Annotated in this window: 14 protein-coding genes and 1 pseudogene; 1 reads left to right on the top strand and 14 read right to left on the bottom strand. The window is 42.0% G+C overall.

Annotated features, from left to right (window positions below; all coding sequences use genetic code 11):
* Positions 1–184: 184 nt before the first annotated feature.
* From PBAT_RS23000 to PBAT_RS22945, 11 genes are all read right to left on the bottom strand, one after another.
* On the bottom strand, positions 185–625 hold the full coding sequence (locus PBAT_RS23000) for a hypothetical protein (RefSeq protein ID WP_068647060.1): 441 nt from the start codon (positions 623–625) through the stop codon (positions 185–187).
* A 1-nt stretch (position 626) separates the two neighbouring features.
* Entirely contained in the window at positions 627–833 is a 207-nt protein-coding gene (locus tag PBAT_RS22995; protein WP_068647057.1) for a helix-turn-helix transcriptional regulator, read from the bottom strand.
* 276 nt (positions 834–1,109) lie between these two features.
* Positions 1,110–1,487: a helix-turn-helix domain-containing protein gene (locus PBAT_RS22990; RefSeq protein ID WP_068653004.1), complete on the bottom strand. Its 378-nt coding sequence runs from the start codon at positions 1,485–1,487 to the stop codon at positions 1,110–1,112.
* Positions 1,488–2,218: 731 nt separating this feature from the next.
* Positions 2,219–3,511, bottom strand: coding sequence for a hypothetical protein (locus tag PBAT_RS22980; RefSeq protein ID WP_068653002.1), 1,293 nt, complete (start codon positions 3,509–3,511; stop codon positions 2,219–2,221).
* On the bottom strand, positions 3,499–4,908 hold the full coding sequence (gndA, locus tag PBAT_RS22975) for an NADP-dependent phosphogluconate dehydrogenase (protein ID WP_068653001.1): 1,410 nt from the start codon (positions 4,906–4,908) through the stop codon (positions 3,499–3,501). Before gndA ends, PBAT_RS22980 begins: the two co-directional genes overlap by 13 nt.
* A gap of 376 nt (positions 4,909–5,284) precedes the next feature.
* Positions 5,285–6,643, bottom strand: a complete 1,359-nt coding sequence (gene larC / locus PBAT_RS22970; protein ID WP_068653000.1) for a nickel pincer cofactor biosynthesis protein LarC — start codon at positions 6,641–6,643, stop codon at positions 5,285–5,287.
* Between the two features lies 1 nt (position 6,644).
* Positions 6,645–7,319, bottom strand: a complete 675-nt coding sequence (larB, locus tag PBAT_RS22965; protein WP_068652999.1) for a nickel pincer cofactor biosynthesis protein LarB — start codon at positions 7,317–7,319, stop codon at positions 6,645–6,647.
* Positions 7,316–8,134, bottom strand: coding sequence for an ATP-dependent sacrificial sulfur transferase LarE (gene larE / locus PBAT_RS22960; protein ID WP_420848834.1), 819 nt, complete (start codon positions 8,132–8,134; stop codon positions 7,316–7,318). Before larE ends, larB begins: the two co-directional genes overlap by 4 nt.
* A gap of 16 nt (positions 8,135–8,150) precedes the next feature.
* On the bottom strand, positions 8,151–9,671 hold the full coding sequence (locus tag PBAT_RS22955; protein WP_068652997.1) for a gluconokinase: 1,521 nt from the start codon (positions 9,669–9,671) through the stop codon (positions 8,151–8,153).
* Entirely contained in the window at positions 9,668–10,945 is a 1,278-nt protein-coding gene (locus PBAT_RS22950; RefSeq protein WP_068652996.1) for a nickel pincer cofactor-dependent isomerase, group 22, read from the bottom strand. Before PBAT_RS22950 ends, PBAT_RS22955 begins: the two co-directional genes overlap by 4 nt.
* On the bottom strand, positions 10,942–11,703 hold the full coding sequence (locus PBAT_RS22945) for an SDR family oxidoreductase (RefSeq protein ID WP_068652995.1): 762 nt from the start codon (positions 11,701–11,703) through the stop codon (positions 10,942–10,944). The genes PBAT_RS22950 and PBAT_RS22945 overlap by 4 nt, the downstream gene beginning before the upstream one ends.
* 168 nt (positions 11,704–11,871) lie before the next feature.
* On the opposite strand from PBAT_RS22945, the gene PBAT_RS22940 reads away from it, so the two are divergent.
* Positions 11,872–12,867 carry a LacI family DNA-binding transcriptional regulator gene (locus PBAT_RS22940; protein WP_068652994.1) on the top strand — a complete coding sequence of 332 codons (996 nt, stop codon included), beginning with the start codon at positions 11,872–11,874 and terminating at the stop codon, positions 12,865–12,867.
* A gap of 106 nt (positions 12,868–12,973) precedes the next feature.
* Here the strand turns inward: PBAT_RS22940 and PBAT_RS22935 are convergent.
* From PBAT_RS22935 to PBAT_RS22925, 3 genes and pseudogenes are all read right to left on the bottom strand, one after another.
* Positions 12,974–13,279: pseudogene (locus PBAT_RS22935) on the bottom strand (HIT family protein); the annotation flags it as partial.
* Positions 13,280–13,383: 104 nt separating this feature from the next.
* Complete coding sequence (locus PBAT_RS22930) at positions 13,384–14,244, bottom strand: sugar phosphate isomerase/epimerase family protein (RefSeq protein ID WP_068652993.1); 861 nt, start codon at positions 14,242–14,244, stop codon at positions 13,384–13,386.
* Positions 14,241–15,254, bottom strand: a complete 1,014-nt coding sequence (locus PBAT_RS22925; RefSeq protein WP_068652992.1) for a Gfo/Idh/MocA family protein — start codon at positions 15,252–15,254, stop codon at positions 14,241–14,243. Before PBAT_RS22925 ends, PBAT_RS22930 begins: the two co-directional genes overlap by 4 nt.
* Between the last annotated feature and the right edge of the window lie 22 nt (positions 15,255–15,276).

Below are 15,276 nucleotides of genomic sequence, written 5' to 3'. Positions count from 1 at the left end.
GTAAGGTGCTTCCCTTCAAAAATATCATCCTCCAATTGTCCTATTGATTTGCTGTAGGACTTTTATACTAGCATCTTGATTGTAGGAGATAGATATTAAAGGGAATACATGATTGTGTAAACGCAGTGTAAATCGTATTGGGCGAACACTTAGTGTTTGAAAGATAGAATTATACTAATCTTTTTCAAAGGGCTCTTCTGTAATACGTTAGCGTAGTAAGCATTACAATTAACAGCAGTCCCATAACACTTAATAATGTAATGAAGACAATGATATTAAAAAATCCTGCAATGACTGTAGAAAGTGCCACGATCACAAGCAATACGACTAGCGCTAATACGGAGGCTTTATAAGCGATTAACTGTTCACGTTCATCATGTTCTTTAATGTATAACTTTTTCAGTGCTTCAGCATTCTTTAAACACGCTGTGTATTTTGAAATAATGTACAATAAAAACACCAGCAGACCTATAAAAACGCCTGTCTGAAATCCGAAAATAAAATCGGGTCTGGCAGGTAGTCGATCTCTCATAAATTGTAATATCACATTACTTAGCACCGTTATTACCATTACAATGGCTAATAATTTAATTCTTAATTGTATAGTTGCTTTGAACTTCTCCATCTCACATCTCCTCCAATTGGCTGAAATCAAATACTTCTTCAATGCTGAGGCTAAAATATTGTGCAATCTTATAGGCAAGGACTAATGATGCTGTGTACTTCTCACCTTCCAAGGAAGTAATGGTTTGCCTGGTCACCCCTACGGCTAATCCTAGTTCTTCCTGTGAAATACGATGTAGTTTACGTAGTTCTTGAATTCTGGTCTTCACAAGACATCCTCCCATATGCAAAGTTCACTTTACAAAATAAGTATAGCTAACTTTGCAATTTATGTAAAGCCTACTTTGCAATTGTAATCATATCATTACACTTTAATTCGAATTCTCCAATATACACTGGAATTAGTAAGCTTTATACCAAATTTAAAAGGCCGTTATTAAGAAGGTTATCCCTACAGGGATAACCTTCTTAATAACGACCTAGCTTAAACGTTTAATCTACCTTGATCCAATGACAAATAACAAATGACAAATGACTTCCATTAATTAAGAATTTACAACCATCGAGTCCTTTATTATATCTTTACTTGTCGAGTTCATCTGATCAAGATGAGTAAACATCACTTCAAGCATATTCAATGCCATTTGCTGCTCATCAATCGAACGTTCATGAACCAATTGTATGATTTTATGTATGAAGTGACTTTCATTCATTTTGAGAGAATCGTGAAGTAATTCGTCTGCGGTTACGTCTAATTGATTGGCTAATTTGATCAGAGTTTCGAGCGTAAGGCTTCTCTCGCCTCGTTCAATTTGGCCTATATATGCATGAGATACATCGATCCTCTCAGCCAATTTTTCTTGGGTGAAATTATGTTTAAGTCGTTCCTTACGTAATCGCGATCCTAATTGAATATAATCCATTGTTATATCACCCTCCACCCTAAACAGTAGTGAAAGTTTAATCTAAAATTAATATACTGTTAGTTCCATTATATTTACTGATAGTTTCATTTGGTATATAATTACTTTATTGGATCATTATTTATTGTTTTAACTTGAGATTCACCCTCACAAATGAAAGGAGAATGAACATTGCACTGTCTTAAATGTAACTTTCAGAACAAAGATAGCGCACAATTCTGTGATCGTTGCGGAATTCTGTTATATGAATCTTTCAAAGTCCATCTTCAAAAGAATGCAGTAAGAACAGAAGAAATCATAACTTCTATTCCAACTCAGAAGAAGAAAGATAGTAGCACAATGATTCTATTTATTTCATTATCGTGTATGGGGTTGATTCTATTAATACTATCTTGTACGAAAATCTAACCTATGAGATTGAATTCTAGTAGTTATCTCGATCCCCATTCATTATATTGATCTATCGACGTTTCACATTTCCCCATGTTTCCAATTGTGTAAATCATCCACTAAATTTATTAAAAAACCCCTCCTTTATCGTAAGATCTTATAGATACCTAGTATATATTAGTACACGATGTGAAAGGAATCCAATTCAGAAGTATGGAATAAATTGATGGTTTCTGCGTGACAGTTAAAAAAGTGAAACGTAACTCTTATATTTCGAATACGCAAAAAATAGGCCGTTCTTAAGAACCGCCTATTTTTGCATCAAGTTCGGATCTTACCTGCTATTGACCCTTGCCCAGAAAGCGCCAAAAGTTCTGGTTTAACATATCATCCAAATCTCTTTTTATTTCTTCTTCAGTTACATTCCATCCACTATAATGAAGCTTCTCGTATTTGTCTGCCAGCACCTTAGCAATAATTTTTCTAGAATGCTCCCATTTATAGATCAGTTGTTCAAAGACACGACAGTCAGAATGCTGCGGAATCATTGAAGTACCTAGAAGCTCTACCCGGAATCGCGTCATCTCCTCAACGATGGACTCGATGTGAAGAAACCACCAACAACCGAAAATCATTAAATTGCGGAACTTGCGTGCAAGCACTGTCAATTCATGCTGATTCTCTCTCGCTAGCATAGTAATTAGGAACTTCTGGTCCGGATAACGGCGACATAATGCTTCAACTGCCGATACGTCAGATCTCATACTCATGTCGCCTGCCAATCCGAGCAATGGGTTCACTTTTCTCCGAACGCCGATCATAAGTGCAAACGGGATGTTTTGCCCTTGGCATACCGGAATCATAACCTCGTCAATCATTTTACTTCTATGGTCATCCGCTGGATATTGAAAATCACCTGGCATAGATACTGCAAGATAAAGAGCATCCATACGAATGATCCATTCGCTCAGAAATCTACGCGTTTCCTCTATTGTCTGTTTGGACCATTCCATTTGAACATCATAACCAAGGTTTTGAAGCTCGTTCACGGCAAGTGGCCAATCGTTCAACAGTGTATCCACTCGAAGTGCCGCGTAGAACCGAGGATCCTTTTTCCCGTTTCCTGACAACCATACTGAACGTTCAATGGAATCGAACGGGTCATTCGTCATGACGATTTTATCTATGCCCGCGATTTGCATCACAATATCTACTTGTTCATTAACCGAACGTTTCGCGAGTTCTTGACGGTAATCATCTAGGTTACGTGAGCTTACATCAAACCCAAGACGAGTGAGGATCGTAATGAAACCACTGGTCGCCTCACTTACCGGCGAATGATCAAGGAAAAGGGTTTGCCATATCCAGTCCGCTTGCTCACGTTTGGTCATAGACCAGAAATGACTATATTCTTCTTCAGACCATCTGATCGACTCTGAAATCAAATAATGATAAGTCAACAGTTCATCAATGCCCCACAAAAGCAATTCCCCAAATTCAGGCGCATATAAATGCGTATGCATATCGGTGACGGGCATGCTCATTGCCAAATGCTCCACAGTCTGTCGTAGATCAGCCTTACTTACATTAGTTTGAATATTCACTTTAATTTCCCCTTTCGTTAATTGTTCCATTGATAGTGATAGCTTCCTTCTTTATCAACACGCTCAAAAGTATGGGCCCCAAAATAATCACGCTGAGCCTGAAGCAGATTTGCTGGGAGATACGCTGTACGATACGCATCAAAATAAGATAGAGCCGAAGCGAATGCCGGTATAGAAATGCCGTTTAGTGCTGCAACTGCAACAACTTCACGCCACGCCTGCTGATATTCATTCACAATATTTTTAAAATAATTGTCTAAGAGAAGATTAGATAGAGTTGCATCGGTATCAAAAGCATCCTTTATATTGTGAAGAAATTGAGCACGGATAATGCAACCTCCTCGGAATATCATCGAAATGTTACCGTAATTTAATCCCCACCCGTAAGTCTCGGAAGCCATCTTCATTTGAGCAAATCCTTGGGCATAAGAGCATATTTTACTTGCATACAACGCCTTACGAATTAATTCAATGAAATCCTTACGATTTCCACTGATTTGTGAAATAGCCGGCTTATTAAACAACGTGGAAGCAAGCTTACGTTCTTCCCCTAGAGATGATAAATAACGCATGAAGACTGACTCCGTAATGACCGGCAAAGGAACACCCAGATCCAGTGCATTTTGTGAGGCCCATTTCCCGGTACCTTTCTGGCCTGCAGAATCCTTGATGATATCAACGACATATTTACCAGTGTCTGGATCGATCTTGGTAAATATGTCTTGTGTGATTTCAATCAAGTAGCTGTTAAGTTCACCCTCGTTCCATTCCTTGAAAATCTGATGAAGCTCCTCAGGTTCTGCCTCTATTACTTCTTTTAGCAAGTGATATGCCTCGCAAATCAGCTGCATGTCTCCATATTCGATACCGTTGTGCACCATTTTGACATAATGTCCCGCGCCATCAGGTCCGATATAGGTGCAGCAAGGATCTCCCTCAACTTTAGCCGAAATAGCAGTTAAAAATGGTTCAATATATGCATATGTTTCTCGGGTTCCACCAGGCATAATAGCGGGTCCCTCCAATGCCCCCTGCTCACCTCCTGAGACTCCTGCACCGACAAACTGAATGCCGTGTAGCTCCAACTCACTTGCTCTGCGCTGCGTATCTATAAAGTATGAATTACCACCATCAATCAAGATATCTCCTTTTTCAAGTAGTGGTATAAGTTGTGCAATGGTATCGTCCGTAGGTGTTCCAGCCTTTACCATCATTAGAATTTTTCTAGGGGTCTCAAGAGAAGCCACAAAGTCCCCCAAAGCGTCGTATCCGTACAAATTCCGGCCAGATGCTTCGGTGACCAACTCCTGCGTTTTATCAAAGGATCGATTATAGACGGCAACCTCAAATCCTCGACTCTCCAAATTCAATGCAAGATTCTTACCCATGACTGCAAGTCCAATAACACCAATCTGTTGTTTATTCATTTACTATCTCTCCTTAAATGATATATAAGCTATATAAGCAATCAATAACAACGTTGTTAAAAAATCTTAAATAATTTAATCAGCTAGCTTACACTAATTACAAAAATAAATATGTAACCGCATACAGTGAAATTAATAGCAACCCCAGATATTCCATAATTAAAAACAGACGGCCCGTTCACAGTAGTGAACAACAAAAGCTCTTCTGTACCCATTTCCCGACTCCACTAACTACTTTTACTTCTCCTAAGCTGTATCAGGATCGACATATTAACCAAGGGTAAGTCCTACGGCTTTACTTATCAGGTTGTCGACCCTTCAATTACAGTCCAAGATAACATGAGATTGCTACAATCAAGTATAAAAATATTAGCTATTACCTTAAATGTTTATATATTTCACGATATACGGATTCAAGTGGAACACCAAATGAACGAGCCGCTTGAGCCGCATCCTCAAATTCAGGCGATTGACGAATGATCCTATCGCCTTCAATAGCCTGTTTCACTCTTACTGATCCATAATCAGTGTCTACCTGAATCCATTGACGTTCAAGCACTCTTCGCTTCCAATCGCTTCGTCTTACACCGAAGGTAGATGTTTCCGCAAGCAGTGTCTCCTCACAACGATCGCTCTTAGCCGGGTGACATAATACGCTAATGAGGATTCCAGGACGATTCTTTTTCATATATACAGGGGTATAATACACATCTAGCGCTCCAGCTTCGAACAGCTTTTCCATGGCAAACCCGAGTATCTCTCCCGTAGAATCATCTACTTGAGCTTCTAATACAACAATTGTCTCGTCAAAGTTCTTCGTTTGCTCTTGCTGAAAAAGAATCGCTCTTATCACGTTGGGATGGTCGAAATTTTTGGATCCGGCGCCATATCCTATCCTGTCTATTGTCCCCGCAGGCAGAGTTCCAAACTCAGATGCCAACGCCTTCACAATCCCCGCCCCTGTTGGTGTTGTCAGCTCTCCTTGGGCAGTAAATGAAGACAATGGTACACCTCGAAGTATCTCCGCCGTTGCAGGAGCAGGTATCGGATATAAACCATGCGCCATACGAAGCCTGCCTGTTCCTGTTGGTACGGGTGAAACAATTATCTTGGAGACATCGAGACTCTCGAGTGCTAGGCAAACTCCAATGACGTCTAGAATAGAATCCATTGCTCCCACTTCGTGAAAGTGAACCTCTGCTGGGTCCATCCCATGGATCTTACCTTCTGCTTCGGCAATCAAATGAAAAATCGACAAACTTCTCTCTTTAACACGTTCTGGTAGATTTGAACTATCTATCATGCGCATAATGTCGGAAGCTTTCCTATGCTCATGAGAGTGCCCACTTGTCTCATCGTGCGTATGTGATGCACGATGAAGGTCGTGATCATGGTCATGATGGTGGCTATGATCATGATCGTGGTCGCTATGATGCTCATTGTGATGGCTATGGTCGTGGTCGTGGTGATGCTCATGATGATGGCTATGGTCGTGGTCGTGGTGATGGCGATGATCATGATCGATGTCGTGATGATGTTCATCAAAGCTCAGTTTCAACCATTTGGCCGTAATCCCTCTCCGATCAACCTCTATAAATTCCATCGTGAATGAATCAATCGGCAGTTCAGTTAAATGGCCTACAATATATTCTTGATCAGCACCCAAGTCCACTAGTGCAGAAAGAGCCATATCACCTGCAATGCCTGAAATACAATCCAAATAGATTGTTCTCATGTTAAATGCCCTCCGATACCAATTGTAATATCATCGCTGCTTGAAAGCCTGCCCCGAATCCATTATCAATGTTGACTACCGTAACACCCGCTGCGCAAGAGGTCATCATTGCAAGAAGCGTTGTAATTCCCTGTAAATTGGCTCCATATCCCACAGAGGTAGGTACAGCGATAACCGGTCTACGCACGAGCCCTCCTACCACGCTGACCAAGGCCCCTTCCATACCTGCAACAGCAATCACAACAGATGCTTCCCTGATGCGTTCCTTTTGGCTAAGTAACCGCTCGATGCCAGCTACCCCGACATCATAGATTCGATCAACCTCGCAACCCATCCATTCAGCTGTCCTTGCCGCTTCCTCTGCCACTGGGATATCCGATGTCCCTGCGGTTAGAACAGCCACCTTCCCTAGAAGATTCCGCGTGGGTTTACCTAAGTAGATGAGACGAGATACTTCGTCATACTCCGCTTCCGGGTAGGTTGCATTCACTCGCTCAGCCATTTCGGGCGTAGCGCGTGTTACAAGTGCCCTCCCATGAACTTCCACAAGCCGAGAGAAGATCGTGTCCACTTGGTCCACTGTCTTCCCCATACCGAACACAACCTCTGGATGTCCCGTCCGCTCATTTCTACCCATATCTAGTTTGCAGAAGCCAAGATCCTCGAACTCATTCATTGGGTCTTCCCTCCACCCGCAAGCAATTTATTCATACTGCCACTACGATAACCAGTAAGATCCATTGCCACATAGATGAAACCAAACTCTTTCAGTTTGTCTGAAATGAGCGATGCCTGACCAATCAGTTGCTCCATTGCTTCTGATTCAACTTCGATTCGGGCAATATCACCATGACTTCGTACCCTCACTTGGCCGAATCCAAGTGAGCGGATATAGCGTTCGGATTCTCCGACACGTCCAAGCTTCTCGATAGTAATGGTCTCGCCGTATGCAATTCGGGAGGAAAGACAAGCAAATGAGGGTTTATCCCAATTTGCGAGTCCGTGTTCACGGGATAAGTCACGGATTTCTCCTTTATATAGATCCGCTTCTTGTAGCGGCCCCCGTACACCTCGTTCCTTGGCTGCTTGAACTCCAGGTCTATGCTCATTCATGTCATCAGCAATGAGTCCATATACGATATGCCGATAATGCCCTTCTTTAATGAACGGCTCCAAATGTTCAAACAGGCTTTTTTTGCAGAAATAGCAGCGATTTGCCGTATTTTCTTTATACCCTGGAATATTTAGTTCGGATGTCTCTATAACCTTATGCTCAGCCCCGAGTTGTTTCGCTAGCTTAATCGCTTCCTCCAACTCTTCCGTTGGATATGTTTCTGAGTCAGCAGTGACCGCCAAGACATTCTCACTTCCAAGTGTCTTTAATGCGACATCCAGAAGAAAAGTACTATCAACGCCCCCTGAGAATGCAACGACTACAGATTCCATTTCTAATAGAATCGCTTGCAACTTACTATATTTATCATGCATGATATTAGCCCTCCATCAGTTAAAGTAATTCATCAGTTGTATGCTGGAGCATCGTAATTTCCCTCATTGGCTCTTTCAATCGATCATATAAGTCTAAATAGAACGGAAGTAACTTTTGGTAAATCTTATGGTTTGCCACGTCTGGTTCGTAAATACTGCCGTTCAATTCTTTCCACCTGAGTAGCGGTCCGTCGCAACCTTCCATGGCATACAGTCCAAGCTGAGCAGCTCCAAGTCCGGAACTTTCTACTGATTCAGGTACGCGAACAGGTACGCCTAACATGTCAGCCAGCATCTGGCACCAAATGGTAGAACGAGCAAACCCTCCGGATGCTCTAACTTCCCTAGGCTTCCCGCCGTCATCTTTCATCAAAGAAACAATAGCCGTAATTTGAAATAGGACACCTTCCATTGCTGCGCGAAGCATATCCGACTCCGTATGTGCAAGTGTCAGTCCGAACATGACTCCCTTCGCATGCGCATCCCAGAAAGGAGCTCTCTCTCCTGATAAGAGCGGTAGGAAGAGAAGGCCGTTCGCTCCTGGGGGTACAGCTGCAGCTAAAGGAAGTACCTCTTCTATCGTTTTTCCAGCGTAGAGGCGGTCCGATATCCAACTAGCAACGATAGCTCCGTTGTTGGTTGCGCCACCTACAACCCACTGATCTTTCGTCAATGCGTAACAGAACAACTTCCCTTCTGGATCTAAGGTTGGTTGATTAACAGTCGTCCGCACAGCACCACTTGTTCCAATCGTTACTGCAAACACATCTTCCTCGACTGCTCCAATACCCAGATTGGCCAGTACCCCATCTTGCGCCCCGATAATAAATGGCGTGTTCATTGCAAGACCCATATGCTCGGCTGCTACCCTACTTAACCCCTCGATGCGTTCCGTAGTCGGAACTAATCGAGGTAGTTGTTCCTCACGAATAGCTGCTAGCTGCATGGCTTCAACATCCCATGATAACGTTCTCAAATTGAATAGTCCGGTAGCGCTAGCGATAGAATGATCCATAATCAATATCCCGAATAACTTATTCACAATATATTCTTTTATCCCGACGAAATGTTGTGCGGCGTAGAATAACTCCGGACGTTCTTCCCTCATCCAAATCAACTTAACAAGTGGTGACATCGGGTGAATCGGTGTCCCCGTTCGTAAATATACTGACAATCCAGTACCATCTTTCAATAATTGCTCCGCCTGTACAGCACTTCGCTGATCTGCCCAAGTGATGCTTGGAGTAAGAGGCTGCCCGCTCCCGTCAAGTAGAATTAAGCTATGATTAGCTGAACTGAAAGAAACACACAATATGTCTTCAGCAAGGAAGCCGCCCTTCTTCATGAGATTGGCCACGCAATTTAATACGACCTCATATATGACATCAGGATCTTGTTCAGCATAGCCAGGAACCGGCGTATGCAGTGGATATTCAATCGAATGGCTACCAAGGATATTCCCGGACTGATTCACTGCGAGTGTCTTCGTGCTCGTCGTTCCGATATCAATCGCTATTACTATTTTTATATTCTCACTCATTTGGGTAAGTATCCTTCCTCGTCAAATTCCCACTCATAAGGTCCTTCCAAAATTTCAATACGTGGATTTCTTCTAGCTTCCTCCAGAAGCGCTTCGGAAATTTCAATAGTACCTAGATGAAGCGTGTCACGAATGCGAATCAGTTTGCACTGTGAATAATCTAGAATGTTACAGGTTTTGATCGCAGCTTTGATAGCATCACGATCATCCGCAAGCGTTGTTGCCTGTTTCGTAGGTGCACACACCGTTGATGTTAGTCCATTGGCATAAGTACTAGGCCAATCCGTCTTACTAACTAAGCGACTCGTCGTGAAATCGGCTGTACCTACACCATTGGCATTACCCTCGGACTCAGGTGTCAGATCGAGGACAACCATCTTATTCACCTCTGGTCCGCCATGTGCATACGGTGTCGGATATCTACCTGTGATATTCGGATCGGCTCCATCTCCACTGATGTTCTTACCGATGTAATCTATAACAAGTACGTCAAGCTCAGAGAATAGAATTTGTGGCAAACGACTCTTCGCCTCAACGAGTAGTTCCTTCTCTCTTGCCTCCATAATATCTGTACCGAGAACTTCTATGCGACAGATTTGGTCGTACGCGTTCTCCACGATTGCCACTCCAAATACAATTGGAAGCTTCTCGATCATCACTCGTGCCATAGCCGGTACGTTCTCAGCCATATATTTAAATCCGAGCTGATGACAAGCTTCAGCACCCTTCTGCTTACCTAGTCCGATAGAGATCATCTTAAACATTCCGCTTTCAATCTCACCACGAAAAGCAGTATGTGGCTTGATTCGGTTAATGACGATAATGGCGTCAGCTTCCGTAGCTGCAATTTTGTCGCAATAAACCGGCAACCCATTCGGTAGACGATCCAACTCAACAACCTCCATCGATGATCGAACCGGACAGTTCATCCGTTTCTCGTCGATGCCAAGATGGGCAAGGACCTCTGTCTGCCCTCCTGCCGTCGCTCCCCCATGACTTCCCATGCAAGGTACAATGAAGGGCTCAGCACCAATCCTCTTTAGTTCGTCGATAACGGTCTTGGTCAGCTCATCAATTCTAGAAATCCCCCGGCTTCCGACAGCTACTGCAACCTTCTGTCCAGCAATAATCCCCGACTTTGATTCAGCAGACCGCAATCTCTTAATCAATTCTCCAATCGGATCTTCTAGGATCGTGTCGTCAAACGACTGTCGAATCTTCACTAACTTCGGAATTGGGATGTTCTCGACTAGCTTTTTGAGTATGTCGCTCATATGGTCATCGCTCCAAATCCACCATCTACCCGGAGTAAAGTACCGGTGACAAACGAAGAAGCTCTTGATGAAGCCAAGAAAACTACCGCTCCCTTAAGTTCTTCTGGATCACCGAAACGATTCATTGGCGTATGTTGCATGATTGATTCTATTCTGTCAGGGGATAGTATTTTTTTGTTTTGCTCAGCAGGGAAGAATCCTGGAATGATTGCGTTAACCCTTACTCTATCTGGTGCAAATTCACGAGCTAAAAACTGAGTTACACTATTGACTCCCGATTTCGATGCTGAGTAAGTAAACACTCGAGACAACGGTGGTGCAGAAGAGACAGAAGATATATTAATGATTGAACCACCATTGCCCTGCTCAATCATCTTTTTACCAAAAACTTGACATGCAAGTACTACGCTCTTAAGGTTAACATCCATGATTCGGTCCCATTCATTCATTTCCAAATCGAAAAACGGTGTTGGACTGTTCGTACCAGAGGCATTGACTAGGGTGTCTACTCGCCCTCCCCATAACAGTACTTTATTTAATACGGACTCTAGTTCGTCTTTCTTTGTCGCATCAGCTTCAAAAAAGATCGCTTGACCGCCGTTGCTTTCAATTTTCTCACATACTAATCTAGCTTTCTCCATGTCTCGGCCAATGATGGCTACCTTTGATCCTGCTTCGGCAAGCGCTGCTGCCATCGCACTGCCCAGAACACCATTACCTCCGATAACAACTGATACGGTATCTTGTAGATTAAACATTAGAAAACCACCTCTGCTCCAAATTAACAACGTTGTTATTTTTATAATATCCCAATATACTTATATTGTCTACTCGAATTTAAGGCGCTTTCATTTAAGAAATAAATATACTATGATAGATGAATCATTTATGATATTACTCGTAAATATTTCTCTCGGAGGCCAACTATGGTAACGATCAAAGATATCGCAGAGCGAGCAGGTGTTAGCTTCTCCACTGTCTCTAAAGCACTCAGAGATAGTCCGCTCGTACAGCACAAAACAAAACAACATATCCTTTCCATCGCAAAAGAAATGGATTACCAACCTAACATTGCAGCCCGAAATCTCGTCTCTAAGAAAAGCGGAGCTATTGGCATCGTATGGCCATCTATAGAACGTGTTGCTCTTTCCTCCCTTATAACAAAACTTAGCGAGGAACTTGAGAAACAAGGATATATCACGATATTATTGATTAACAATATAGAATCCTCGATTGAAACCCTACGTCGCTACCAAGTGGACGCCATTCTTATCTTTGGGGACAGGGATAGTAATACCAGCTATAGTAACTTAAATCAGATGAAAATACCCATTCTTACCTACGGTGATGCCGGCTATACGCCTTACTCCACAGTTGACGTTAAACGTGGTCAAGCCATTCGTCTAGCTGTTCGACATTTGGTGGGATTGGGTCATAGAGATATTGCGTATGTAGGTGAGCCTCAGTCGCATGATCCTTTACAGACCGTTAAGATTGAAGCGTTTCGGGATGAGACCCTACGTCAAGGCCTTCACATGGAGGGCGACCCCATTATTCAAATGCAAGGATTAGAGTTCCACGACGGATACATAGCCGGACGTACCCTACTGGAACGATCAACACGTCCGACTGCAGTCATCAGCGGCGGTATAGATTTGACTCGAGGAATCCTTCGAGCCGTAAGTGAACATGATCTTACCATACCCTATGATATGTCTGTCGTCAGCTACGACAATCTCCCTCAGATGGAAGACTTAGAAATACCTATGACTATGGTAGGTGTTGCCATATCCACGATGACAACTGCTATTGTCGAAACCATTCTTGAACTTATTAAAGATCCAAGTTCGATTAGAACCATTCACTTAGAACCAGAACTCGTTGTACGTGCCTCCACCACATACAAAAACTCACTTTCCTAATACAAATATGAAAAGGTAATTCTCCGCATTGCGCGTTAAGAATTACCTTTTCATATATTAATAGATAAATAAATTCACTAATTCTCCAACTCTACTGATAGCTATCCTACAAATGACATTTTATTTGATCGATAATATCTTGATATTCTTCCTTGGTAAGCTGCTTATTTGCAGAAGGATTCATCTCAAACATGGTTCCCCACTCAGGTCCATTTTTTTGTTTAGGTACGATATGAAAATGTACATGAGGCATGTTATCTCCGAACGCACCATAATTTATCTTGTCGCTTGAGAAGGCTTGTTCTACCGCACGTGCCACTTGTGCAACATCTCTCATGTAATCATCTTGTACTTCTTGAGATAGATGAAATAATTCCTTATGATGTTCATTCAGCGCTACAACACCGAAACCCGAAGCGTGTCTATTTCTATCATGAGATTCTCTAACCTACCATCATCAGCACAGTAAATACAATCCTGAATCATTTCCTCACACTCCCTTTTTATATATTTAAATTAAAACCAATCAGCATAACCCATTTCTCTCAAGTTGTTACGAGATGTCTCCAAACAATCAAATGGATCTCGCCCATACAGATCGTCTTGTTCAACAAAGAAATACTGTGCACCATGCTCAAGACCGGCATCAATAATAGCTGGCATATCAAGGTTACCCTCACCAACTTCTGCAAATTCAATTGTATTCGTGAAGATATGCATGAATTTAGATATATCTTTAAAATCCACTTCACTTAAATCCATTTGTCCAATTCGATAATCTTTCAAATGTAATAGAGAAATACGACCTTCATATTTCTTAATAACCTCGACTGGATTTTCTCCAGCTCTTTGAATCCAGTGAACATCTAATTCAAATCCAAGTTTAGATGTATTATTTTTTATCATGTCCAATAAATATTCACCATCATATTTCTGGAATTCAAGATGATGGGTATGATAGTACAATTCAATGCCATGTTCAGCTAATTTAATTGCCATCATATCAACTTTTCCAATGAACTCCATGATTTTATCTTTATGACCCATGACGTTTAATGGCAACATGCCGATTCGCAAAAAATGACAATCTAACGTTTTGCAATCGTTAACAATTTTATCGAAATCATGTGTCAACGTCTCCCCTGGTGCACCAGGTAGCATTGGCTCTAAAGCGGCAGAAAGGGCCGCAATTTCAATATCGAAATCTACACTACCTCTCTTCATCTCAGCTACATTTTCTGTTGTCATCGGTATTTGTGATACCTCTACACAGTGATATCCAAGTTCATTTAATGTCCTCATCGTCTCATATACGCCTATCTCTTCGACTTTGCCTCTTAGCATCATCATTTGCACACCGATTTTACCCTTATTCATTGTGTTAAACCCTCCATATTCATTGTTCTTTTCACTTCAGAAGATTTACGAATAGTATCTATCATTTTCATTGCAATAAGTGCGTCCTTCACGTGAACATAATCTTGAGCGTTAGTTGCTATACAGGAATAGAATTGATCAATCAATCTCACATGGCTTGCCCCGTAATAGGATTTGGTGCCAAGTAGCTTTGTATCTTCAATCAATTCTTCCTTTTCACCCCGTACATTAAGCCTAGTTAGTATGCTATCTTTGATGGTTAGTTCGCCATTCTCAAAGAGTACTTGAAGCTCAACGCTTGAATTCCCCGTGTTAGCGATCGTTGCATAATATAATCCCTTTGCGCCGTTTACAAACTGAATATGAGCTGTAGCTGTGTCTTCTACTTCAATGTCATAATCCAATAGGTTATCAATAGAGCCTCTAATGGTCTCTATTTCACCGCCTAACAACTGCATTAAGTCCAAGGTGTGAATAGATTGATTAATCATGACTCCACCGCCTGCATACTTCATTCTTCCTCGCCACGGCTTATCATCATAATAAGCCTGCGGTCTAGACCAGGTAACCAATCCCTTGATACCTACAATATCTCCATACTGTTTACTCTGGACAATCTCCTGAATCTTTATGAAAGTGTCATTAAATCGATTTTGCAAGCACACACAAATTTTAACTTCCTTATAGTCTTCCTCAAGCTTTACTAAGGTTAGCCCCTCATCAGCGTTTAATGCCAAGGGCTTTTCAAGAAATACATGAACCCCCTTTTCCACACAGGCTATCGTCGCAGGTAGGTGAAGATAATGTGGCAGACATATATGAACGCAATCCAGGGTTTCTTGTTCTAACATATCATGAAGATCTGTATAAAAACTCACGCCTGGCAGGTTATCCCTTAATGTTTCATCCCGATCGCAGACGGCTACGAGCTTAACATTTGGGTTGGACTGAATAGCAGGGATGTGAATGTTAGATATATCCCCAAGTCCAATAACAGCAGTTTTTATCACAATTCCATCCTCCTTGGAAACC

Source organism: Paenibacillus antarcticus (assembly GCF_001637225.1).
In the GTDB taxonomy this organism is placed as follows: domain Bacteria; phylum Bacillota; class Bacilli; order Paenibacillales; family Paenibacillaceae; genus Paenibacillus_AQ; species Paenibacillus_AQ antarcticus.
Note: the sequence above shows the minus strand (reverse complement) of the source record. Positions and strands in the feature narration are given on the sequence as shown.

What these genes read in the sequence shown, in the direction of transcription:
- PBAT_RS23000 (WP_068647060.1), bottom strand. Translation starts at nt 625, where the DNA reads ATGGAGAAGTTCAAAGCAACTATACAATTAAGAATTAAATTATTAGCC.
- PBAT_RS22990 (WP_068653004.1), bottom strand. Translation starts at nt 1,487, where the DNA reads ATGGATTATATTCAATTAGGATCGCGATTACGTAAGGAACGACTTAAA.
- PBAT_RS22980 (WP_068653002.1), bottom strand. Translation starts at nt 3,511, where the DNA reads ATGGAACAATTAACGAAAGGGGAAATTAAAGTGAATATTCAAACTAAT.
- gndA (WP_068653001.1), bottom strand. Translation starts at nt 4,908, where the DNA reads ATGAATAAACAACAGATTGGTGTTATTGGACTTGCAGTCATGGGTAAG.
- larC (WP_068653000.1), bottom strand. Translation starts at nt 6,643, where the DNA reads ATGAGAACAATCTATTTGGATTGTATTTCAGGCATTGCAGGTGATATG.
- larB (WP_068652999.1), bottom strand. Translation starts at nt 7,319, where the DNA reads ATGAATGAGTTCGAGGATCTTGGCTTCTGCAAACTAGATATGGGTAGA.
- PBAT_RS22955 (WP_068652997.1), bottom strand. Translation starts at nt 9,671, where the DNA reads ATGAGTGAGAATATAAAAATAGTAATAGCGATTGATATCGGAACGACG.
- PBAT_RS22950 (WP_068652996.1), bottom strand. Translation starts at nt 10,945, where the DNA reads ATGAGCGACATACTCAAAAAGCTAGTCGAGAACATCCCAATTCCGAAG.
- PBAT_RS22945 (WP_068652995.1), bottom strand. Translation starts at nt 11,703, where the DNA reads ATGTTTAATCTACAAGATACCGTATCAGTTGTTATCGGAGGTAATGGT.
- PBAT_RS22940 (WP_068652994.1), top strand. Translation starts at nt 11,872, where the DNA reads ATGGTAACGATCAAAGATATCGCAGAGCGAGCAGGTGTTAGCTTCTCC.
- PBAT_RS22930 (WP_068652993.1), bottom strand. Translation starts at nt 14,244, where the DNA reads ATGAATAAGGGTAAAATCGGTGTGCAAATGATGATGCTAAGAGGCAAA.